This is a genomic window from Thauera sedimentorum (assembly GCF_014489115.1).
GTDB classification, from domain to species: Bacteria; Pseudomonadota; Gammaproteobacteria; order Burkholderiales; family Rhodocyclaceae; genus Pseudothauera; species Pseudothauera sedimentorum.
Genome location: NZ_JACTAH010000002.1, coordinates 1502453 through 1523604, shown reverse-complemented (window position 1 = coordinate 1523604; position 21152 = coordinate 1502453). Strand labels below are relative to the sequence as shown.

19 protein-coding genes are annotated in these 21152 nt (G+C 68.2%); 14 read left to right on the top strand and 5 right to left on the bottom strand.

The genetic code is table 11. The features are described from left to right. Nucleotides 1-76: 76 nt before the first annotated feature. Genes IAI53_RS16990 through IAI53_RS16980 form a run of 3 tightly spaced genes read left to right on the top strand, consistent with a single transcriptional unit; the run spans nucleotide 77 to nucleotide 2529 of the window. Complete coding sequence (locus IAI53_RS16990) at nucleotides 77-1726, top strand: tetratricopeptide repeat-containing response regulator (protein ID WP_187719318.1); 1650 nt, start codon at nucleotides 77-79, stop codon at nucleotides 1724-1726. 12 nt (nucleotides 1727-1738) lie between these two features. Continuing rightward, on the top strand, nucleotides 1739-2095 hold the full coding sequence (locus tag IAI53_RS16985) for a guanyl-specific ribonuclease (RefSeq protein ID WP_187719317.1): 357 nt from the start codon (nucleotides 1739-1741) through the stop codon (nucleotides 2093-2095). Further along, nucleotides 2092-2529, top strand: a complete 438-nt coding sequence (locus tag IAI53_RS16980) for a barstar family protein (RefSeq protein ID WP_187719316.1) — start codon at nucleotides 2092-2094, stop codon at nucleotides 2527-2529. The genes IAI53_RS16985 and IAI53_RS16980 overlap by 4 nt, the downstream gene beginning before the upstream one ends. On the opposite strand, the gene IAI53_RS16975 is transcribed toward IAI53_RS16980, so the two are convergent. Beyond that, nucleotides 2474-2719 carry a cysteine-rich CWC family protein gene (locus IAI53_RS16975; protein WP_187719315.1) on the bottom strand — a complete coding sequence of 82 codons (246 nt, stop codon included), beginning with the start codon at nucleotides 2717-2719 and terminating at the stop codon, nucleotides 2474-2476. The genes IAI53_RS16980 and IAI53_RS16975 overlap by 56 nt on opposite strands. A gap of 132 nt (nucleotides 2720-2851) precedes the next feature. Here IAI53_RS16975 and IAI53_RS16970 point away from each other — a divergent pair, with 132 nt between their 5' ends. The 3 genes from IAI53_RS16970 to IAI53_RS16960 all read left to right on the top strand — a co-directional run bounded on the left by IAI53_RS16970 (nucleotide 2852) and on the right by IAI53_RS16960 (nucleotide 6509). Further along, nucleotides 2852-3268 (top strand): Hsp20/alpha crystallin family protein, encoded by a 417-nt coding sequence (locus tag IAI53_RS16970; RefSeq protein WP_187719314.1) that lies wholly within the window; start codon nucleotides 2852-2854, stop codon nucleotides 3266-3268. A gap of 117 nt (nucleotides 3269-3385) precedes the next feature. After that, entirely contained in the window at nucleotides 3386-4294 is a 909-nt protein-coding gene (argB, locus tag IAI53_RS16965; RefSeq protein WP_187719313.1) for an acetylglutamate kinase, read from the top strand. A 22-nt stretch (nucleotides 4295-4316) separates the two neighbouring features. Next, nucleotides 4317-6509 carry a VanZ family protein gene (locus IAI53_RS16960; RefSeq protein ID WP_187719312.1) on the top strand — a complete coding sequence of 731 codons (2193 nt, stop codon included), beginning with the start codon at nucleotides 4317-4319 and terminating at the stop codon, nucleotides 6507-6509. Here the strand turns inward: IAI53_RS16960 and IAI53_RS16955 are convergent, their stop codons facing one another. Genes IAI53_RS16955 through IAI53_RS16940 form a run of 4 tightly spaced genes read right to left on the bottom strand, consistent with a single transcriptional unit; the run spans nucleotide 6510 to nucleotide 9155 of the window. Beyond that, nucleotides 6510-7181, bottom strand: a complete 672-nt coding sequence (locus IAI53_RS16955; RefSeq protein WP_187719311.1) for a tetratricopeptide repeat protein — start codon at nucleotides 7179-7181, stop codon at nucleotides 6510-6512. After that, on the bottom strand, nucleotides 7178-8080 hold the full coding sequence (locus tag IAI53_RS16950; RefSeq protein ID WP_187719310.1) for a hydrolase 1, exosortase A system-associated: 903 nt from the start codon (nucleotides 8078-8080) through the stop codon (nucleotides 7178-7180). Before IAI53_RS16950 ends, IAI53_RS16955 begins: the two co-directional genes overlap by 4 nt. Continuing rightward, a complete protein-coding gene (locus IAI53_RS16945) occupies nucleotides 8077-8901 on the bottom strand; it encodes a hydrolase 2, exosortase A system-associated (RefSeq protein ID WP_349771940.1) in 825 nt (274 codons plus the stop codon). The genes IAI53_RS16950 and IAI53_RS16945 overlap by 4 nt, the downstream gene beginning before the upstream one ends. Beyond that, entirely contained in the window at nucleotides 8898-9155 is a 258-nt protein-coding gene (locus IAI53_RS16940) for an acyl carrier protein (protein ID WP_187719309.1), read from the bottom strand. Before IAI53_RS16940 ends, IAI53_RS16945 begins: the two co-directional genes overlap by 4 nt. Before the next feature lie 255 nt (nucleotides 9156-9410). Here IAI53_RS16940 and IAI53_RS16935 point away from each other — a divergent pair, with 255 nt between their 5' ends. From IAI53_RS16935 to IAI53_RS16900, 8 genes are all read left to right on the top strand, one after another. Next, entirely contained in the window at nucleotides 9411-10583 is a 1173-nt protein-coding gene (locus IAI53_RS16935) for a DegT/DnrJ/EryC1/StrS family aminotransferase (protein WP_187719308.1), read from the top strand. After that, nucleotides 10580-12793, top strand: coding sequence for a GNAT family N-acetyltransferase (locus IAI53_RS16930; RefSeq protein ID WP_187719307.1), 2214 nt, complete (start codon nucleotides 10580-10582; stop codon nucleotides 12791-12793). The genes IAI53_RS16935 and IAI53_RS16930 overlap by 4 nt, the downstream gene beginning before the upstream one ends. Before the next feature lie 44 nt (nucleotides 12794-12837). After that, nucleotides 12838-14424: an acyl-CoA ligase (AMP-forming), exosortase A system-associated gene (locus IAI53_RS16925; RefSeq protein ID WP_187719306.1), complete on the top strand. Its 1587-nt coding sequence runs from the start codon at nucleotides 12838-12840 to the stop codon at nucleotides 14422-14424. A 16-nt stretch (nucleotides 14425-14440) separates the two neighbouring features. Then, nucleotides 14441-15679 (top strand): pyridoxal-dependent decarboxylase, exosortase A system-associated, encoded by a 1239-nt coding sequence (locus tag IAI53_RS16920; RefSeq protein WP_187719305.1) that lies wholly within the window; start codon nucleotides 14441-14443, stop codon nucleotides 15677-15679. Nucleotides 15680-15869: 190 nt separating this feature from the next. After that, on the top strand, nucleotides 15870-17675 hold the full coding sequence (locus IAI53_RS16915; protein ID WP_187719304.1) for an asparagine synthetase B family protein: 1806 nt from the start codon (nucleotides 15870-15872) through the stop codon (nucleotides 17673-17675). Continuing rightward, complete coding sequence (locus tag IAI53_RS16910; protein WP_187719303.1) at nucleotides 17672-19135, top strand: lipopolysaccharide biosynthesis protein; 1464 nt, start codon at nucleotides 17672-17674, stop codon at nucleotides 19133-19135. The genes IAI53_RS16915 and IAI53_RS16910 overlap by 4 nt, the downstream gene beginning before the upstream one ends. A gap of 130 nt (nucleotides 19136-19265) precedes the next feature. Continuing rightward, nucleotides 19266-20483 carry a glycosyltransferase family 2 protein gene (locus IAI53_RS16905; RefSeq protein WP_187719302.1) on the top strand — a complete coding sequence of 406 codons (1218 nt, stop codon included), beginning with the start codon at nucleotides 19266-19268 and terminating at the stop codon, nucleotides 20481-20483. Between the two features lie 26 nt (nucleotides 20484-20509). After that, nucleotides 20510-21106, top strand: a complete 597-nt coding sequence (locus IAI53_RS16900) for a methyltransferase domain-containing protein (RefSeq protein WP_187719301.1) — start codon at nucleotides 20510-20512, stop codon at nucleotides 21104-21106. Nucleotides 21107-21152 lie beyond the last annotated feature (46 nt).

Genomic DNA, 21152 nt, shown 5'->3' with positions numbered 1-21152 from the left:
GCGCTCAAGACACCCCCGTTTTCCGCCGATATATCCGGGACCGCCACCCTCTCGCCCACCGCACAGACTCCCGACCATGGCCGATTTCGCAAGCGTTTCCGTGCTGGTCATCGATGCCAACGCCGGCATGCGCGCGCAGTTGCGCACCATGCTGGGCAGCTTCGGCATCGGCACGGTGGAGCTCGCCCCCAGTGCGGCTGCCGCCATCCGCAAGCTGCGCGAAACGCGCTTCGACATCGTGCTCTGCGAGTTCAACCTGGGCGAGGGCCAGGACGGGCAGCACCTGCTCGAAGACCTGCGCACCAACGAGATCATCCCCCTCGCCACGCTCTTCGTGATGGTCACCGGCGAGCGCAACTACGAGCGCGTGGTGAGCACCGCCGAACTCGCACCCAACGACTACGTGCTCAAGCCGCTGGCCGCCCATGCGCTGCGCCAGCGCCTGCAGCGCGCCCTCGACAAGCGGGACATCTTCATGCCCGCCTACCGTCGCATCGAGATGGGCGATCCGCTCGGGGCGGTGGAACTGCTCAAGCAGGCAGAAACCGAGCATCCGCGCCACGCCACCGACCTGCTGCGCCTGCAGGCCGAACTGCATCTGTCGATCGGCCAGGTCGATCAGGCCGAAGCCGCCTACCGTCAGGCGCTGCGGGACAAGGATCTGCCCTGGGCGCGTCTCGGCCTGGCGCGCATCAAGATGCTGCGCAAGCACTACACGGACGCCGAGGAAGTCCTCACCGGCCTGGTCGCCGAGCACGACTATTACATCGACGCTTACGACCTACTGGCCCGTTGCCGCGAACAGGCCGGCCGCCAGAGCGAGGCGCGCGATGCGCTGGTCGCGGCCACCAAGCGCTCGCCGCATCGCGTCGGCCGCCTGCGCCATCTGGGCGAGATCGCGCTGGAAGTCGGCGATCTCGAGCGTGCCGAGCAGGCTCTGGCCGAAGTGGTGCGCAAGGGCAAGGTGTCGGACTTCCGCGACCCCGAGGATCATGTCCGCCTGGTGCAGGCGCAGCTCGGCCAGGGGCGCACTGAAGAAGCACGCGCCACCATCCGCGACCTCGAGCGCAGCATGGGCGGCCAGGCCAAGACACCGATCTGCGCCGCGCTCGCCCGGGCGCTCTACCACGCCGGCACCGGCGAACCCGACAAGGCCCGCGCCGTGCTGCATGAAGCCGTGGTCACCGGGGCGGACAGCGGCGAGCTGTCGACCGGCTTGAAGCAGGAACTGGTCAAGGCCTGCTTCGACAACGACCTCGAGGCCGAAGGCAGCGAACTGGTGCTCGACATCCTGCGCAACGCGGCCGACGAGCGCACGGTGGAAACCACCCGGGCGGCGCTGCGCGCACGCGGGCGCGAACTGCTTGCCGATGAGCTGGAAGAACGCACCCGCGACGAAGTGCGCAGCCTGATCTCGCGCGGCGCCGCCAAGGCCAAGGCAGGCGACTTCGACGGCGCAGTGAGCGAGATGATGAGCGCGGTGCGCAAGATGCCCGGCAACCCGCACGTGCTGTTCAACGCTGCGCTCGCCCTGCTGCGCCATGTGGAGCACCGCGGCTGGAACGAACGCTTCGCCAGCCAGGCCGGGGCGCTGATCGCCCGCGCCCGCCGCTACGACCCGGCCAGCCCGCGGCTGGCGGCGATCTCGGGCTTCATGCACAGCCTGTTCCAGAAGTACGCCATACAGCCGCGCGACACCGCGCGCGGTACGCGCGACGCCGCCTGACTCACCATTTCGATGCGCATCACCGGTTCCTGGCTGCTCGCCCTGCTGTTCGCGCTGGCCACCGCCCTAGCCGCGTGCGCGCCGCCTGCCGGGCCGGGCGACGGTCTGCCGCCCGAGGCACACGCCACGCTGGCGCTGATCCAGTCCGGCGGCCCTTTCCCGTACCGCAAGGACGGCAGCGTGTTCCACAATCGTGAACGCCTGCTGCCCGAGCGCCCGCGCGGCTACTACCGCGAATACACCGTCCCGACGCCCGGCGCCCGCGATCGCGGTGCGCGGCGCATCGTCACCGGCGGGCAGCCGCCCGAGGTGTTCTACTACACTGCCGATCACTACCGCAGCTTTCGCCGCATCGAACCCGCAAGATGAGCCCCGACACCCTGCCGGACCTACCGCCCCTGGACACGCCCGGCGTGCACCCGCTGCCGGCCGACGGTATCGCCGGACTGGTTTCCGCGGCGGGCGCCGCCGGCATCCGCCTGCACCGCATCGACCTGGCCGCCCGCCGCGGCAAGGCCGGCCTGCTGGCAGCGCTTGCCGAAGGCCTGTCCTTTCCAGCCTGGTTCGGTCATAACTGGGACGCGCTTTCCGACTGCCTGGCGGATCTCTCGTGGCTGCCCGAAACCTGCGTGGCGGTCGTTCTCGAGCACGCCGAGCACCTAGCGGAGAGCGACCCGGACGACTACCTCACCATGCTGGAGGTCTTCGCCGAAGCAGCGGAGAGCTGGGCCGCCGAAGGGCGCCGGCTCATTCTCTTCGCCCCTCGTCCGCCCCGGCGCTGCGATTCGCCGCAGCCTGACTGAGCAGTTCCTGCAGGCAGGTCGGGCAGTAGCACCCGGCCCCGGCGTCCGCCGCGGGTACCGCGAAGCCCGCCGGCATTGACGCGCACCAGCACTCGGGCAGTCCGGCCTCCATGCCACAGGTGAAGGCCGCGCCGCAGCGCGGGCAGGTGTTCGTGCTACCCGAATCGGGCAAGCGCCCTGTCGTCGTCATTCCCGCCTCCTGCGGCCGCTTCAAGGCGGTCGATCATACAACGCCCCCCGGCCGGGTTGAATTCGCCTCGGCCACGCCTATATTCGTAGCGATGGGATCCAATGACCCCACCGTCAGCGAGGAGAATGCATCATGGCCAACATCATCAGCCGCGACCCGTTCGAGGATCTGCTGCGCGGCTTCTTCGTCCGCCCGGTCGAGTTCGGCAAGCTGTCCGCCGAGGCGCCGCAGATGCGCGTCGATCTCAAGGAGGACGATACCGCCTACCAGGTCCACGCCGAGCTGCCCGGCGTGAACAAGGACGACATCCACGTCAACATCGATGGTGCGGTGCTGTCCATCAGCGCCGAGCGCAAGCAGGAAAAGGAAGTCAAGGAAGGTGAGAAGCTGCTGCGCACCGAACGTTATTTCGGCAAGGTGTCGCGCAGCTTCCAGCTCGGGCAGGAGGTGGACGAAGCGCGCGCCACCGCCAAGTTCAAGGACGGCGTGCTGGAGCTCAGCCTGCCCAAGAAGGCTGCCGCACCGGCCCGGCGTCTGACCATCGAGTAAGCGCGGCCCGCGGTACTGCGCATCGCCCGGCCGGCCGCGCGCCGCCCGGGCGCGATTTTTTCTACCTGCATCCGCGGTAGAATCGGCGGCAGCCTTCATTCCCGACGGACACCCGCCATGACCGATTCCTGCACCCCCGACACCAGCAGCGTCACCCCCGCGCGCAAGGCCGCGATCCTCGCCGAAGCCCTGCCCTACATCAAGCGCTTCTTCGACAAGACCATCGTCATCAAGTACGGCGGCAACGCGATGACCGACCCGCACCTCAAGGACTGCTTCGCGCGCGACGTTGTCCTGCTCAAGCTGGTCGGCCTCAACCCGGTGGTGGTGCACGGCGGCGGCCCGCAGATCGAGAACCTGCTGGCCCGCGTGGGCAAGAAGGGCGAATTCATCCAGGGCATGCGGGTGACCGACGCCGAGACCATGGAAGTGGTCGAGATGGTGCTCGGCGGCCAGGTGAACAAGGAAATCGTCAATCTCATCAACCAGCACGGCGGCAAGGCGGTGGGCCTGACCGGCAAGGATGCCGGCTTCATCCGCGCCAAGAAGCTGATGATGCAGAAGAAGGATGCCCCCCAGGGCGACCTGATCGACGTCGGCCAGGTGGGCGAGATCACCGGCATCGACCCCAGCCTGATCTCCTTCCTGGACCAGGGCGACTTCATCCCGGTGATCGCGCCGATCGGCGTGGGCGAACAGGGCGAGACCTACAACATCAACGCCGACGTGGTCGCCGGCAAGCTGGCCGAGATCCTCAAGGCCGAGAAGCTGATGCTGCTGACCAACACCCCGGGCGTGCTGGACAAGGCCGGCAACCTGCTCACCGGCCTCACCCCGCGGCAGATCGACGAGCTGGTCGAGGACGGCACCCTGTCCGGCGGCATGCTGCCCAAGATCGGCTCGGCCCTGGACGCCGCCCGCAACGGCGTGAAGTCGGTGCACATCATCGACGGCCGGGTCGAACACTGCCTGCTGCTCGAGATCCTCACCGACCACGGGGTGGGGACAATGATCAAGAGCAAGTAAGCGCACCCCGGCGCCAGCGCCCATGGGTCACGCAGCCACGGCAGGCCTGAACCGCTGGCACGTCCTGCTGGGCCTGCTGATCGCCTACGGCTCGCTCTACCCCTTCGACTTCACCCTGCCGGAAGCGTGGCTGGCCGCGCTCCGGCAACTGCTGGCAGATACCCGCGTGTGGTCCAGCCGGGGCGATGTGCTCGGCAACGTACTGCTCTTCCTGCCCTGGGGGATGGCCGCATCCTGGCAGCCCGGGGCACCAGCGCGCACCCGGCTGCCCGTCCTGCTCACCGGCCTCGCCCTGGCGACCGTCCTGCAAGTCATGCAGATCGCGCTGCCGAGCCGTGATGCGGCCCTGTCGGACATCGTCTGGAACGCCGTGGGCCTGCTGCTCGGGCAGTTCGCCCTGGCGCCCTGGGCTGCACGCATGCGGGGCCGCCCCGGCAGTGCCGCAGGCGGACGGGCGCTTGCCTGGGGCATCGCCGGCCTGTGGCTGGCAGGCGAAACCCTGCCCTTCATCCCCAGCCTGGACCTCGCGCACATCAAGGCCGGACTGAAGGCCTTCGCGGCGCCGGCCTCGCCTTCGCCGGCAGTCCTGCTCGGCGCCTTCGCCGGCGTGCTGGTGCTCGGGCACCTGGCCCTGACGCAACTGGCCAGGCGCCCGGCGCTGATCGCCCTGCTGGCGACCCTGCCGGTTGTGGCCGCCGGCCGCATACTGATCATCCACAACAATCCGCACTGGCTCGAACTGGCCGCTGGCGCCGCCGCCTGGCTTGCGCTGCTGCTGTTGCGCACTCCCGGGCGCATCGCAGCGTTCGCCTTCGTCGCACTGCTGGGTGCGGTGACGCTGGCCGGCCTGGAGCCCTACACGTGGAGTTCGCGCGCCGCCGCCTTCAACTGGCTGCCCTTCGCGGCCTACCTGAACGGCAACATGCTCGGCAACCTGCGCGAACTGCTGGACACCGTCTGGCACGCTGCCGCACTGCTCTGGCTGGCCCACGCCATGAGCGCACGGCTCGCTGGCGTGGGGGGCTTCCTGATGGTCTGGGTGCTGGCGCTGGAGACCATCCAGCTATGGATCCCCGGGCGCAGCGCCGACATCACGCCGGCGCTGACCACCTTGCTCGTCGCCGCGGCGATGGCCCGCCTGACGCGCCAGGCCGGACCGCTCAAGATGGCGCTTTCTGCCGCCTCACCCGCGCAGGCGCCTGCGGTCGCCGGTGATTACATGGCCGCACCTGCGACGGGCGTTCGACCACGGGCCATGTTGGGCTGGGCGCTTGCCGCCTGGCTGGCCGGTTCCGCCCTGCTTGCCTGGCTCATCGGCCAGCCGGGCGTGCCCTACAACCTGCGCGAGCTTTTCCTGGGTGACGGCCATCCGCTTGCGGTGGCGGTGTTCATCCTCGCGGTATTCTCACTCGGCGCCGGCCCCCGGCTGGCGCTCGATCTCGCACAAGCGGCAAGCCGGCCCGCCCTGCGGCTGGCCTTGCTGTTGTCTGCCGGCGGGCTGCTCACCCTGCTGCTGCTGACGGTCAGCGTCACCGGAGAGAGCCTGGACGACATCGCGGGCAGCAACAACCGCTACTGGTGGGTGACCGAACGCGAGGTCTGGGGCGCATGGGCTGCAGAGTTCTTCCGCAACTACCTCACGCCGGAAGTGGTGGCACCCGTGGAGCGCATCGTGCGCTTCCTGGCCCTCTACCTGCCGCCGGCCGCATTCCTCGCCGTCGCGCTGGCCGCCATCGAATTGCGCCTGCCCGCAAGGCGGATCGCCGCCATGGCCGCCGTGCTGTTCCCCCTGCTGTGGCTGTGCAAGGCGGTCGCCTTCGACTGGTCGTCGACCGACAACCTCAACGAACTGATCGCGCCGGACGGGCGCTACGGTCTGGGCGGAGGCGGGTATCTGTACCTGCTGCTGGCACTCGGCGCCGCCAACGTCGCCCTGCTCGTCCGCAACTCGCCGCAGCGGTGGCCCGCACTGGTTTTCACCGCAGCAGCCGTGCCGCTGTCGTGGTGGTTGCTGAAGATGGGCTTGGCCGAGGAAATCGACAAGTACGAACTGGTGTATTCCGGACCGCAGTTCCTGCTCGGCCCCGATCGGGTCAACCTGCTCGAGGAAAGCGCGCTTCAGGGGCGCTGGGCAGCGCTCTACCTCGCACTCGTCGCCACCGGCAGCGCCGGGGTTGCCCTCGCCCGTCGCTTGCGGCCGGCGGCTGCAGGCTGATCAGTTGACGCCCGAATGCGCCTCGGGCGCGGGGTCCTTCCACTTGCCGGCGCGGCGCAGCTTGTCGCGCAGACCGGGCAGAGGGAAACCCTGGGCGTACGCGGCGTGGGCGCTTTCCAGCGCCTTGTCGTACTGCTGCAGGTCGAAGTAACCCAGGCCCAGGTTGTAGTAGGCGTTGGCGTCCATCAATCCCAGCGCCCGGGCCTCGTCGAGCTTGTCACGCGCTTCGGCCGGCTTGCCGGTCTTGGTCAGGTAGAGGCCGTGGATGATCTTCACCATCGCGTCGTCCGGGGCGTAGCGCTCGCCACGGTCGAACCAGCACTCCATGCTCCACTTCGACTCGGTGGGCCGGTTGCGCTTCTCTCGCAGGGCCAGCTTCATCATCGACATCAGCGCGCGATGATGGTTGGGAAACACGTTCAACGTATAACTAAGGTCTCCACCCGGTCCCAGCGAAGTGTTGCCCTTGATCAGGTTTTCCACGGCGGGCGTGAAGTGGGCCCGTTCGACCAAGTTCAGATTCTCCGCGGACGAGCGCCGGTAATCGAAGGGACCGTAATGGTTATTGAACGATCCGCAGGCCATCGCGCCCAGCTGGGCGTGAACCAGCGCCGGCACGGCACTGAGCAGCAGGCCGGCCAGCGCACGGCGCAGTTGTCCCGAAAACCTCATCCTTCACCTCCTCCTGCCGCGACGCCCCTGCTCGACCGGCCCGGCACAAGCCCGTCGACCCAGCTCGCGGTCAACCCGGAGACATCGTCGCACAGTGCAAGATCCGAGAATGTGTGATCTGCCTCGGCCATGCGCACGACACGGGCATTCTCCATCAGGCGCTGCCATCGCGGATCGTTGGCGACCACCTGCTCGAACTCCCGGGCCACGTAGTCCCGCCCGCTGAGCACGACCAGCAGCGGCAACCCCGCACGCACCAGGGCGTGCACCATGCGTTGCGGCAGGCCGTCCGCGGGCGCCGGCACCGACGCCCCGGGCGATGCGGAGGGCTTGCCGCGCGCCTCGCGCAGCTTGTCCAGCACGCCCGCCAGCGCGCGCCCCGGCGACACCCCGCCACGCAGCAGCTTCGCCCAGAACGCGGCGTCGAACACACGCTTCAAATAGTAGTGCCTGAGATAGGTGCGCGCTGCACCCGCGGTGGTTCGGACCCAGGGGTTGAGCAGCACCAACCCCGCCACCCGGCGGTCCTGCGGGGCATACAGGCAGGCCGCGCTGGCGCCATCGCACAGCCCCCACAGCACGACACCGGAGAGCGCCGGCACCCGGGCCACGAAGGCATCCAGCGCCTCACGGATGTCGGCGCCGGTCGCCTCGAAATCGCGCTCGTCGCCGCTCGCATCGCCCATGCCGCGCACGTCAAAGCGCATGCAGGCGATGCCCGCCGCCGCCAGCCTGCGCGCCAGACGGACGAACTGCCGGTGGCTGCCAACCCGGTACTGCGGGCCGCCCACCACCACCAGCACCCCCAGCGATGCACGGGCCTGCACCGGCTCGCTCAGGATGGCGACCATCTCGTCGCCCTCGCAATCGATGAGGAAGGCCGATTCGCGGTAGTTCATGCGCGGAAACGTTCGAGCATGTCGGCGGAGCGCTCGATCAGTTCGGGCACGGTCTCGATCTCCTGGGTCGTCCAGAAGGCACTGCCGGGCACGACGGCGCTGTCCACCGCCACCCCGTCGTTGCGCCACGTTTCCTGCAGGCGCGCGATGGCCGGCGACAGGCCGGCATCGGTCGCAGCCGAGACTTCGAGCAAGGCAAGCGGCCCGGCGCAGCCCTGCGGCAGGCGCAAGCTCGCCGCCTCCAGGCCGGCGCACAGGGCGGGCGACAGCCGATAGCCGGCCACCTCCACCGTCCGCCCGGCCGCCAGTTCGCCGCGCAGCCGGTTGAGCACGCCGCGGGCGTCCTGTTCCCCCAGCATTTCGCCGGCCGCGGCCAGGCGCAGGAACTGGGTCAGGTGCTGCTTGCCGCCGACCACCGGCTGCCACATCAGCCAGGGCGTATGGATGCCGGCGGCCGCAAGCCAGTCGGCCGCCAGCAGGGCCCCGGCGCGCAGACTCCACAGACAGGGACGCCGACCGCTGCGCTCAGCCAGCCAGTGCCATGAAACGGAGACGTCATCGAGCCAGTGCTGCCAGGAGGCGTCGCCGAACTCGCCGTCGCTGTCGCCACAGCCGAAGCCGTCGACCTGCAACACCATCCAGCCCTGGGCAGCAAAACGCCGCGCGGCCAGGGCGGCCATGCGGCGCGACTTGTTCATCTCTTCGGCAAACGGCGCGAGATACAGCAGCGCGCCGGAAACCGTCCCTTGCGGGCGGGTCAATACCGCGAGACGTCCGCCGGCGGGCGTCTCCAGGCGGAAGACCTCCCGCGCGACGGTCACGACCCGCCGGCGAGCTTGCCTTCCACGAAGCCGACCAGCGAGCCCACCGTCGCAAAGGTGGCGCCGTCGATCTCGTCGTCCTCGACGATGAAGCCGAAACGCTCTTCCAGCATGTTGATCACCCCGACCACCGCCATCGAATCGAGCTCCGGCACTGCGCCGAGCAGCGGGGTGCCCAGATCGAAGGAACCGGCGCGTCCGCCCAGGCTCAGCACCTCGTCGATGATGTTCAGGACTTCCTTCTTGATATCCAAAAACTGTCTCCGGCCGTGTCAGTTGCGAAGTGACGGATTCAACAATGCCGCCAGTATCGGGTTGCTATTATAAGGATTCATTGCGCGGCGCCATCGTGACCGAGTTAGCGCCGGCGATCAACCGCAAGGGCCAGGCCTCACCGCACTCATGAAACGCGCGCCAAGCACATGCCATCGCCTGTTTCCGGCAGCCCTGGACGGCTCGCGGAGCCGATTCCCGTGCGGCATTGTGCACTGCATCGGAGCGCCGGTCGCATGACCGCGCTGCCGCGGCGCCCCATCCTGGACTGGCCCAGCTTCGTCGGTACCCGCAGCGCCGGCATGCCTTCGGTGGCCGACCTGCCCCACAAGCGCATGACCACCAGCGGCCGGGCGGCCATCTTCCAGGCGCTCCGCCTGGCCGGACTGGCGCCGGGCACCCCGGTGCTGGTGCCCACCTACCATTGCCCGACCATGGTCGCCCCGGCGGTGCTCGCTGGCCTGCGCCCGGTCTTCTATGCCCTGGACGGCAATGGCCTGCCCGTGCTGGACACCATTCCCGCCGGGCTGGCCCGTGAGGCCGGCGCCATCCTGGTGCCCCACCTGTTCGGCATCGTCCGCTCGCTCGCGGAAGTGCGCCAATGGTGCGATCGGACCGACACCCTGCTGATCGAGGACTGCGCCCATGCCTACTACGGCATGGCCGGCGAGCGCCCGGTCGGCCACTGGGGCGACTACGCCACCGCCAGCCTGTCCAAGTTCCTGCCGGTGCCGGAAGGCGGGCTGCTGGCCTCGGCACACCGCCCCGTGCCACCGCTCGGCCTCCATGCCCAATCCCCGGTGGCGCAGCTCAAGGGCCTGTTCGACGTGCTGCATTTCGCCACCGACCACGGCTGCTTGAAGGGGCTAAGGACACTGGTAGGTACAACCGTGCGTTGGCGCCGGCATGCCTCGGCCGCAGCATCGAGCACGCTGCCGCGCTCAGTGGGCCAGACCGGCACATCCACCTCCACGGAAGCCGATATGAGCCGTCATGCCGCAGCGCCGCTCGCAGTGACCCGCGCACTGCATGGTGTGCTGCCCCGGCGACAGATCGTCGACGCGCGTCGCGCCAATTATCTCGCCCTCGCGGCAGGTCTGGACTCGGGCGCATGCGCCCGGCCGCTTTTTCCATCTCTCGGCGCGGGCGCCGCCCCCTACGCCTTTCCTTACTGGGTCAGCGACGCAGATCGGGTATACGCCGAACTGCGCGATGCGGGAGCACCCGTATTCCGCTGGGACCGCATCTGGCCAGGCACGCCCGTGATACCCGGCGACTCTGCGCCCGATTGGCATGAGCACCTGATTCAGGTTCTTTGCCATCAGGCCCTGCGACCCGACGACATCACGTGGACCATCGCAACGATCAGGCGCATCGTAAATGCGTCCGCAGACGCGTGTCACTCATGAACGCACCACAAGACGCCTCTTGCGCCCGCGCCGCTGGCTCCGAACACCCGGAACAGCTGAGCAGAAAGCCCAACGCTGGAGGAACCTGGACCCTGCTGCCCGCGACGGCGTTTCATGAGCATGCGTGCATGTGGGATCTGCTCAATGACAGCGGCCCCCGGAGCCCGTTTCTCGTTTCCTCATTCATCCACACGCTGCTCACCCATTTTGGCCAACCGGATACACGACTGGCCCTCTGCAAGTGGAGCGATCAAGTAGTAGCCATGGCGCTCCTGCGCCCGACCGGACGGCTCGGGTGGACCTGCTTTCAGCCATCACAGCTGATACTCGCCCCCATAGTGCACGCCGGAGACGCTCCAATCGACGATCTGGCCAGGCACCTGCTCGCAGCCTTGCCACCGGCTACATTGTCGTTGTCGCTCACACAGCTCGATCCGCACATCACGCCTCGCCCGTCCGAAAGCGACCGTGTCGGCACGCTGGACTATATCGAGACCTGCGAGATCTCACTCACGCCGGGTGACTTCAAGCATTACGAAGCCAATCTATCGAAGAACGCACTTGCCAATCTGCGCAAACGCGCGAACAAGGCGAAGCGCGACTACGGCGACATCTCGCTTGACGTTCTCGACTCGAGCGCCGATGTCGAACCGTTTCTCCGCGAGTACGCACGCATCGAATCGGCAGGCTGGAAAGCCGCGGGAGGAACGGCTATCCGGGAAGAGAGCGCCCAATACGACTTTTACCTCGATCTGCTCAGTCGCAGTGCGGCGCGTAATCAGGTCCGAATGTTCCGACTGCGTTTCGGCCACAGGGTCGCCGCCATGGAAGCGGTGCTGATCACTCATGAAACCGCTCTGCTGCTCAAGACCACCCATGACGAGGCATTGCGCCAATACGCCCCGGGGCAACGCCTGTTCTACGAGATTCTGCGCTGGATTACGGACAACCTCCCGACGGTACGACGAGTCGAAACCTACGGCCCCCTCAACGAGAAGCAGCGCACCTTTGCTACGGCGACGAGACGGATGTACCACCTCAACGCCTATCGTCACCGGATCGTCGCAGCGGCCCATCGGTTGCGCATTGGCTTGCGCCAGACGGGCAGCGCGAGTGACGCGTCCCGCGAGGTCTCGACTACGGCAATCTATCCACACACTGCAGCCGCCGCATTCTTTGGCAGCTCGGAGTGGTTCGCACTTCTACGCGCAACGGTCAGGCTCCCGGGCTCCTACGTAGAAGCTCGAACCCCAGTTTCGCCGGCCACCGGGCGCTCACCCTTCATCCTTCCGCTGCAACTTGTCAGCTCGGCGCTCGGCAGGCAAGACCTGACCGCCTGCGCCAATTTCTATTCCGGTCTTTACGCCCCGATCGTGGAGGAGCGCATTCCAGGCGCCCACGCCGCGAGCGCCTTGCATGACCTGCTTCGAACCATCGACTGGGACACGCTCAAGCTGGCGCCCATGGACCGAGAATCGCCGCTATTCGACATCGTGCTCGGCGCACTGGGCGACGCTGGAATACCGCATGACACGTATTTCTGCTTCGGCAACTGGTACCTCCCGGTCGTCTCGCACGATTTTTCGCAGTACCTGGCCTCCCGTCCGTCCCGTCTGCAGAACACATTGAAGCGTGCCCGGCGGCGCTTCGAGCAGGACCCTACCGCACGTTACCAAGTACTGCGCGAGCCCGGACCGGCCCTGGAGGAGGCGATAGAGAGCTTTCGCATGCTCTACCTGAAACGGGGCCGCAAGGAGGAACCGTATCCCGAATTCATCCCGGAACTATGCAGGCATACCGCAGCGAAGGGGCAACTCCGCCTTGGCTTGATCACGCTCGGAGATCTCCCGGTCGCTGCCCAGATCTGGATTGTCTGTGCCGAGACTGCTCTGATATTCAAGCTGGCCTTCGATCCTTCGCGGCGCAACATGTCGGTCGGCACGCTGCTCACCGCACGGATGCTGCAGAGCGCCATCGAGGACGACCGCGTACAAGAGATCGACTATCTGATCGGTGACGATGCATACAAGAAGGACTGGATGACGCATCGACGCGAGCGATTCGGCATCGTCGCCTTCAATCCGCGATCGGCCAATGGACTGGCCGCCGCAGCCAGGCACTACGCGGGACGGCAGATAAGGCGTCTACAAGCGCGCTTTGCCGACCGGCTGATCCAGCGCGATACTGCGCCTGCCGGACGATCTCGATGACGCTCCGGTTTTTGTCTCATCACCATGATTGAAGGGTTCCATGCGTGAGCACTAGTTCGCTGCTTCATGATCTTGTTTTCACCACCGCAAACCATGCGGGAGATGCCCCTGCGCTCACCAGCAGTGGCCCGACGCTGTCTTACGGAGCGCTCGCGGACGAGATAAAGAGCGTCGCCGCCGGCCTGCTGCGCCTCGGCATGGCCCGCGGCGAACGGGTCGCCGTCTATCTCGACAAGCGCGTGGAAACCGTCAGCGCCTGCTTCGGCGCCACCGCCGCCGGCGGGGTCTTCGTGCCGGTCAATCCGGTACTCAAGCCCGAACAGGTGGGCTACATCCTGCGCGACTGCAATGTGCGCGTGCTGGTCACCAGCCCGGAGCGCTTCGCCGCGCTGCAGGACACCCTGGCCGGCTGTCACGACCTGCGCCAGGTCGTGCTCACCGGCGACGGGGCCGCCCTGCCGGCCCCGTCCGGCCTCGGCATGCTGCGCTGGGCCGACCTGCTCGACGCGCCGCCGGCCGCCTGCCACCGCGTCATCGACACCGACATGGCGGCCATACTGTACACCTCCGGCAGCACCGGGCGCCCCAAGGGCGTGGTGCTCTCCCACCGCAACATGGTGAGCGGCGCCAAGAGCGTGGCGCAGTACCTGGAAAACCACGCCGGCGACACCCTGCTCGCCGCCCTGCCGCTGTCCTTCGACGCCGGCTTCTCCCAGCTCACCACCGCCTTCCACGCCGGCGCGCGAGTGGTGCTGCTCAACTACCTGCTGCCGCGCGACGTGCTCAAGGCGGTCGCGCGCGAGCGCGTCACCGGGCTGACCGCGGTGCCGCCGCTGTGGATACAGCTCGCCCAGCTGGAATGGCCGGCGGAGGTCACCGACCACCTGCGCTACATCGCCAACACGGGCGGACGCATGCCGCTCGACACCCTGACCCGGCTGCGCACGCTGCTGCCGCGCACCCGCCCCTACCTGATGTACGGCCTCACCGAAGCTTTCCGCGCCACCTACCTGCCGCCGGAAGAGGTCGACCGCCGGCCGGACTCCATCGGCAAGGCCATCCCCAACGCCGAGGTGCTGGTGCTGCGCGAGGACGGCAGCGAATGCGCGCCCAACGAGCCGGGCGAACTGGTGCAGCGCGGCGCGCTGGTGGCGATGGGCTACTGGAACGACGCGGAGAAGACCGCCGAACGCTTTCGCCCGCTGCCCGCCCAGGCCCCGGGGCGCCAGCACGGGCTGACGCTGCCGGAAGTCGCGGTGTTCTCGGGCGACACCGTGCGCCGCGACGAGGACGGCTACCTGTACTTCATCGGCCGGCGCGACGAGATGATCAAGACCTCGGGCTACCGGGTCAGCCCCACCGAGGTGGAGGAGATCCTCTACGCCACCCAGCTGGTCGGCGAGTGCGCCGCCTTCGGCGTGGCCCACGACACCCTCGGCCAGAGCATCGTCGCGGTGGTCACCCCGCCACCCGGCGGCACACTGGACACCGCTGCCCTGCTCGCGGAATGCCGCGCGCGCATGCCGGCCTACATGGTGCCCGCCCGCTTCGAGCTGCGCGAGGGCGCACTGCCGCGCAATCCGAACGGCAAGATCGACCGCAAGGCGCTATCTTCCGCCTTTGTCTCCTGAACCCAGCCGAGCCCCGATGTCTTCCTCCACCAAGCCCGTCCACACCCCGCTCACCCAGTTCGCCACCGCCGACGGCCAGTTGCTGGTGGGTGGCCTGCCGCTCGCCAGGCTGGCCGAGCGCGTCGGCCAGACGCCCTTCTACGCCTACGACCGCGCCCTGCTTGCCGCCCGCGCCCAGGCCTTGCGCGCCACCCTGCCGCCGGGGCTGAAGATCCACTACGCCATGAAGGCCAACCCCATGCCGGCGCTGGTGGCGCACATGGCGGGCCTGGTTGACGGCATCGACGTGGCCTCGGCCGGCGAGCTCAAGGTGGCGCTCGACGCCGGCGCCAATCCGCAGGACATCAGCTTCGCCGGCCCCGGCAAGCGCGACGCGGAGCTGCACCAGGCGGTGGCCGCCGGCATCCTGGTCAACGTCGAGTCCTTCCGCGAGATCCCGGTGCTTGCCGCCGCCGCGCAGCGGCTCGGCCTGCCGGCGCGGGTCGCGGTGCGCGTGAACCCGGACTTCGAGCTCAAGGCCTCGGGCATGAAGATGGGCGGCGGCCCCAAGCAGTTCGGCGTGGACGCCGAACAGGTCCCGGCGCTGCTGGCGGAGATCGCCGGCGCCGGACTCTCCTTCGAGGGTTTCCACCTCTTTGCCGGCTCGCAGAACCTCAAGGCCGAGGCCATCGTCGAAGCGCAGCGCAAGAGCTTCGAACTGGCGCTACGCCTGGCCGAACATGCACCGGCGCCGGTGCGCTTCCTCAATCTCGGCGGCGGCTTCGGCATCCCCTACTTCCCGGGCGAACAGGCCCTGGACCTGGCGCCGATCGCCGACAACCTCGCGCAGATCTCCGCGCAGGCCGCCGCCCAGCTGCCCCAGGCCGAGCTGGTCATCGAACTCGGCCGCTACCTGGTCGGCGAAGCCGGCATCTACGTCTGCCGGGTGGTGGACCGCAAGGTCTCGCGCGGCCAGACCTACCTGGTCACCGACGGGGGCCTGCACCACCACCTGGCCGCCTCGGGCAACTTCGGCCAGGTCATCCGCAAGAACTACCCGGTCGCCGTCGGCAACCGCATGGATGCCGCGGCCGCCGGGGAGGCCTCGGTGGTCGGCCCGCTGTGCACCCCGCTCGACGTGCTCGCCGACCGCATGAGCCTGCCCGCCGCCGAGATCGGCGACCTGGTCGTGGTGTTCCAGTCCGGCGCCTACGGCTTCACCGCCAGCCCGGAGCGCTTCCTCGGCCATCCTGCGGCGGTCGAGGTGCTGGTGTAGCGCCACCCTTGGCCAGACTTGGCGCAGGTGGATGAACAATGTCACGGCCACGGCCACGTGGGCGCAACGGCATGACATTGCTTTGCTAACCTAGGGTCTGCACCCCCGCTCAACGCCATCGGCACAGGCAAGGGGCGCACACCACAGGCCGCAAACCATCCTCCGGGTCCAGACCCGCGCCGGAGTCCGAATGTCCGCTTCGATCATCGGCCGGCTGAGCGCCGACTCCGCCAGCGAACCGCCTTCCGCCCTCGCGTCCGGGCTTCCGCTCACCCGCCTGCCCGGCGGCTGCTGGTTCAGCCACGCCCGCGGGGTCGAGCACGCCAGCGAGGGGGCTTTGAGCTGCCTGGCGCTTGGCCGGGCAGAACTGCCGCAGGCCGGCAGCGCCGGCCAGGCAAAGGCCTGGCTGGCCGCCTATCGCAAGCACGGCAGCGCCGCCGCCGACGCCGCACGCGGACGCTTCGCCGTATTCGTCGTCGACGACGCGGCGCGCAGCGTGTGGCTGGCCACCGACCGTTTCGGCACCTGGCCGCTGTGCTACGCCGCAGACGAGGACGGGTTCGCTTTCGCCGACCGCGCCGACCGGGTGCCGGGCGGCACGCGCGAACTGGCGCCGCAGGCGGTGTTCGACTACTTCTTCTTCCACGCCATTCCTGCGCCGCACACCATCTTCAGCGGGGTGCACCGCCTGCCGGCGGCACACTGGGCCCACTGGCAGGCCGGCCGGCTGGAAGTCCGCCGCTGGTGGACGCCGCGCTTCGAGGAACCGGCACGCGAGGACTTCGATGCCCGCAAGGCGGAGTTCCTCGGCCTGGTGGAGGACGCGGTGGCGCGCGAGGCGGCCGGCTGCGAGCCCGGCGCCTTCCTCTCCGGCGGCACCGACAGCTCCACGGTCTCCGGCATGCTGTGCAAGGTGCTCGGCCGCCCGGCGCGCACCTGGTCGATCGGCTTCGACGCCGAGGGCTACGACGAGATGGCCTACGCGCGCATCGCGGCCACGCGCTTCGGCGCCGAGCATCATGAACACTACGTCACCCCGGACCAGCTGCTCGACGCCATTCCGCATGTGGCGGCGCACTACGACCAGCCCTTCGGCAACTCCTCCGCCGTCCCGGCGTGGATCTGCGCCGACCAGGCGCGCGCCAGGGGCGTCACCCGCATGCTCGCCGGCGACGGCGGCGACGAACTGTTCGGCGGCAATACGCGCTACGCCAAGCAGCGCATCTTCGATCTCTACGATCACCTGCCCGCCACCCTGCGCAACATGGTGCTGGAGCCGGCCCTCGCCGGTCCGGCCGGCCGCTTGCCCCTGGCCCGCAAGGGGGCGAGCTATGTGGAGCAGGCCCGTGTGCCGCTGCCGGACCGGCTGCAGATGTACAACCTGCTGATGCGCCTGGACCCCGCTCGGGTGTTCGAGACCGACTTCCTCGCGGCGGTCGACCCGCAGGCGCCCTACGGCATCCAGCGCGACGCCTGGACGCTGAGCGAGGGCGCGGCGCCGATCAACCGCCTGCTTGCCTTCGACTGGAAGTTCACCCTGGCCGACAACGACCTGCCCAAGGTGATCGGCACCACCCGGCTTGCCGGCCTGGAGGTCGGCTTCCCGCTGCTGTCCGACGACCTGGTGGACTTCTCGCTGCGCCTGCCGCCCGCCTGGAAGCTCAAGGGCCTGACCCTGCGCTGGTTCTTCAAGGAAGCGCTGCGTGGCTTCCTGCCCGACGAGATCATTGCCAAGAAGAAGCACGGCTTCGGCCTGCCCTTCGGCGTCTGGGCCTGCGAGCACATCGCCCTGCGCGGCCTGGCCACCGACGCGCTGCACGCGCTGGCCGGGCGCGGCATCGTCCGCCCGCGCTTCATCGACGAGCTGCTCAGCTCCCATCTGCCCGCCCACCCGGGCTACTACGGCGAGATGGTGTGGATCCTGATGATGCTGGAGTTGTGGCTCCAGGCGCACACCGAGTCCGCCGCCCAGCCGGAAGAGGCAGCCGTGTCATGACCTCGGTCCGCCGCGCGCTGGCGCTGTCCATGGCCGAGCGCTACGTGCTCATCGCCCTGAGCCTGCTCAGCAACATCCTCATCGCCCGCCTGCTCACGCCCGAAGAGATCGGCATCTTCTCGGTCACCCTCGCGCTGATCGGCATCGCCCACGTACTGCGCGACTTCGGCATCGGCAACTTCCTGATCCAGGAAAAGACGCTCAACGACGATCACGTGCGTACCGCCTTCGGCTTCTCGCTGGTCATCGGCGTCGGGCTGTTCGTGCTGATCTTCACCATCGCCCCGTGGGCAGGCGTGTTCTACAAGGACCCGCGCATCGTCGACACCATCCGCATCGGCGCGCTCAACTTCCTGGTGCTGCCCTTCTGCTCCATCTCGGTCGCCCTGCTGCGCCGCGAGATGCAGTTCGGCCGCCTGGCGGTGGTCACCCTGGGCGCCGCGGCGTTCGGTTTCGCGGTCACCATCACCCTGGCGCTGCAGGGCTTCGGCGCCAACGGCCTGGCCATCGGCGGCGTGGCCGGCAACCTGGCCACCGGCCTCGGCGCCTGGCTCGCGCGCACGCCCCGCCGCATCCTCATGCCCGGCTTTCGCGAGTGGCGCAAGGTGGTCGGTTTCGGGGCGCGCACCTCGGCGGCCAACATCGTCACCACCATCTCACTGGACATCAACGACCTCGCCGTCGGCCGCATCCTCGGCTTCGCCCCGGTGGCCATGATCAGCCGCGCGCAAGGGCTGATGAACCTCTTCCACCGCGACCTGATGACCGCGATCCGCAACGTGGCCTATCCGGCCTACGCGCGCTCGCACCGCGAGGGCGGCGACCTGGAAGCCCAGCACGTGTTCACCGTGGCCACCATCACCGTGCTGGCCTGGCCCTTCTATGCCTTCGCCGCGCTCTATGCGCTCGAACTGCTGCGCCTGCTGTTCGGCCCGCAGTGGGACGAGGCCGCGCCGCTGGTGCCATGGTTCTGCCTGGCCGGGGCGGCGGCGGCCACCTGCAACCTGATCCTGCCGCTGCTCACCGCGCGCGGCCGGGTAGACCTGGCCACGCGCGCCGACCTGGTGGTCCAGCCCATCCGCGCGGCAGTGCTGGTGGTCGGCGTGCTGCTGTTCCAGAACATGCTCAGCTTCGCCGTGCTGTTTGCGCTCATCTTCATCGCCGCGGTGCCCTACCTGTATCACATCAAGGCCCAGGAACAGCCGACGGACTTCCCCGAACTGTTCGCCAAGCTGCGCAAGAGCCTGGCCGTGACCGCGGCGTGCATGGCACCGCCGGTATGCATCGCCGCGCTGGCCCCGAGTGGCGGAACGCCCGGCGCGCTGGCGGCCATGGGACTGTCCGCGGCGCTGTGCGCCGTAACCTGGGTGGCCGCGGCCATCTTCTTCCGCCACCCGATCACCGACGACCCGCTGTTCCGCCGCCTCGTCGGCACAGTGGGGCTGCGGCCGGGTACCTGAAGGCCCGGTTTCTGCATGAGCTTGCGTCGTATGCCCTCGCAGCGGACATCCACTCGTCGTCTAATGCGTAAGACCAAGCCTTTGCGTTCGCCCTGGCTTGTTGCCGACGATGGCCGTTGAGGGAGTAGGCATGCACGACGGATACCGCGCTTCACCCACGCCGCAGCCCGGTTACCGCCCCGGTGTGACCGTGGTTGTCGCTACGTACAACCGGGCCCGTTTCCTGCCCGAAGCCCTGCAAAGCCTTCTGGCGCAGTCCCTGCCGCCAGCCCGCATCGTCGTCATCGACGACGGCAGCACAGACGGCACCGTCGACGCGCTCGCCCCTTTCGTCGACCGGGTCGAGTACCTCCGCCAGGAGAACGGCGGCAAGGCGCGCGCGCTGAACCGCGTTCTGCCGACGGTGGATACCGAGTTCGTGTGGTTTTTCGACGATGACGACGCGGCACACCCGCATGCCATCGAATCGCTCATCGCACCACTGGTCGAGCACCCCTCCGCAGCCTTCAGTTTCGGCACTTTCTCCGAGGTTCGCACCGACGGGAACCTGCTATCCAGCACCCGGCATGCGGTGCCCTATCCACATGCCGATCTATCCGAACACTTCCAGCGCCTCGCGCTTTTCAGAGCGTGCAACATCATGATGTCCGGTGCATTGTTGCGCACGGCGGCCGTATGCGAAGTTGGCGGTTTCGACGAAGACATGCTGCGCGGCCAGGACTACGACATGATGATCCGCCTCGCCTCCCGATATGGACATCGATTCTGCGGCAGGGAAGTGTTCGTCGTCCGCATCCACGACGCACCTCGCGGTCCCTCACGCGAGCTTCACGCAAACGCGGAGCGCGAGCGCATCTGGGCCAAGTACAACGCTCGCATCGGCAACCGGATGATGAGAGAGCTTCCGCTTTCCGCCTTCGCGCCCGATGGTCTCGTTCCCGAATCGCCCGCGGCGCTGCGCGCTGCCCTGCTGACCCGCGCGTGGGCATTGGCGACCAAGCTAGGCACCTCCGTGTCTGTCTCCGACATCCTGAACGCCTTCAAGGCCGACAGCCGCTCACCTCTGACCGCGTCCGAACGACAAGTCCTTGTCGAGGCATTCAACCATATGTTCTTCGCGGAGCAGACCCACCGCGCCGCCATCCGCCTACTTCACCTGCTCCACGCGCCAGCCGCGCGCAACGCCCTGACCCTGCTCGGCAAGGGACTATATTGGGGAGCGCTGAACCACGCGAGCAACTGGCGTAGCAAGTACGCTTCGGGGCTGCTGGGCTGGATCCTTTGCGGCGCCGCCTATGTCGCAAGCCGCGGCGACCAGCAGCGTCCGGCATCGAGCGACGCGTACTGACCGTCAATCAACTGCCCGAGGCGCACATGAACCTGAGCCCATCGCAAACCGCATTCGCCAAGCGCATCCTGAGCACCGTCGGCTACGACTGGGGGCACTGGACGCGCACCGTGATGTACCGCGAATGCAAGGCGCTGATCCGGGAACTCGGACCCGAGCGGCTCGACGCCATGGAGATCTCGGCAGGCGACAAGTTCCAGCAGCTGCCCTTCCGCTCGTTCACCGAGATGAACTACCCGGAGTACGACATCTGCAAGGATCGACTGCCCGGCGAGTTCGACCTCATCATCGCCGACCAGGTCTGGGAACACCTGCTGTGGCCCTACCGCGCCACGCGCAACGTGCACGCCATGCTGCGACCCGGGGGCTACTTCCTGGTCACGACGCCCTTCCTGATCCGCCGCCACGAGATTCCCTACGACTGCACCCGGTGGACCGAGATGGGCATGAAGCACTTCCTGGCCGAATGCGGTTTCGACATCGAGCGCATCCGCACCTGGTCCTGGGGCAACCGCGCCTGCATCAAGGCCAATTTCAGCCGCTGGGCGCGACGCGGCTGGTTCGGTTCATTGCGCAACGAACCGGACTTCCCGGTCACCGTCTGGGCGCTCGCGCAGAACTAACCCGTCCAAGTCCGGTCACGACCCAGGCTGATCCGGCAGGTCGGCA

Coding starts and splice junctions, on each gene's coding strand:
- IAI53_RS16990 (WP_187719318.1), top strand. CDS start 77: ATGGCCGATTTCGCAAGCGTTTCCGTGCTGGTCATCGATGCCAACGCC.
- IAI53_RS16985 (WP_187719317.1), top strand. CDS start 1,739: ATGCGCATCACCGGTTCCTGGCTGCTCGCCCTGCTGTTCGCGCTGGCC.
- IAI53_RS16980 (WP_187719316.1), top strand. CDS start 2,092: ATGAGCCCCGACACCCTGCCGGACCTACCGCCCCTGGACACGCCCGGC.
- IAI53_RS16975 (WP_187719315.1), bottom strand. CDS start 2,719: ATGACGACGACAGGGCGCTTGCCCGATTCGGGTAGCACGAACACCTGC.
- IAI53_RS16970 (WP_187719314.1), top strand. CDS start 2,852: ATGGCCAACATCATCAGCCGCGACCCGTTCGAGGATCTGCTGCGCGGC.
- argB (WP_187719313.1), top strand. CDS start 3,386: ATGACCGATTCCTGCACCCCCGACACCAGCAGCGTCACCCCCGCGCGC.
- IAI53_RS16960 (WP_187719312.1), top strand. CDS start 4,317: ATGGGTCACGCAGCCACGGCAGGCCTGAACCGCTGGCACGTCCTGCTG.
- IAI53_RS16955 (WP_187719311.1), bottom strand. CDS start 7,181: ATGAGGTTTTCGGGACAACTGCGCCGTGCGCTGGCCGGCCTGCTGCTC.
- IAI53_RS16950 (WP_187719310.1), bottom strand. CDS start 8,080: ATGAACTACCGCGAATCGGCCTTCCTCATCGATTGCGAGGGCGACGAG.
- IAI53_RS16935 (WP_187719308.1), top strand. CDS start 9,411: ATGACCGCGCTGCCGCGGCGCCCCATCCTGGACTGGCCCAGCTTCGTC.
- IAI53_RS16930 (WP_187719307.1), top strand. CDS start 10,580: ATGAACGCACCACAAGACGCCTCTTGCGCCCGCGCCGCTGGCTCCGAA.
- IAI53_RS16920 (WP_187719305.1), top strand. CDS start 14,441: ATGTCTTCCTCCACCAAGCCCGTCCACACCCCGCTCACCCAGTTCGCC.
- IAI53_RS16915 (WP_187719304.1), top strand. CDS start 15,870: ATGTCCGCTTCGATCATCGGCCGGCTGAGCGCCGACTCCGCCAGCGAA.
- IAI53_RS16910 (WP_187719303.1), top strand. CDS start 17,672: ATGACCTCGGTCCGCCGCGCGCTGGCGCTGTCCATGGCCGAGCGCTAC.
- IAI53_RS16905 (WP_187719302.1), top strand. CDS start 19,266: ATGCACGACGGATACCGCGCTTCACCCACGCCGCAGCCCGGTTACCGC.
- IAI53_RS16900 (WP_187719301.1), top strand. CDS start 20,510: ATGAACCTGAGCCCATCGCAAACCGCATTCGCCAAGCGCATCCTGAGC.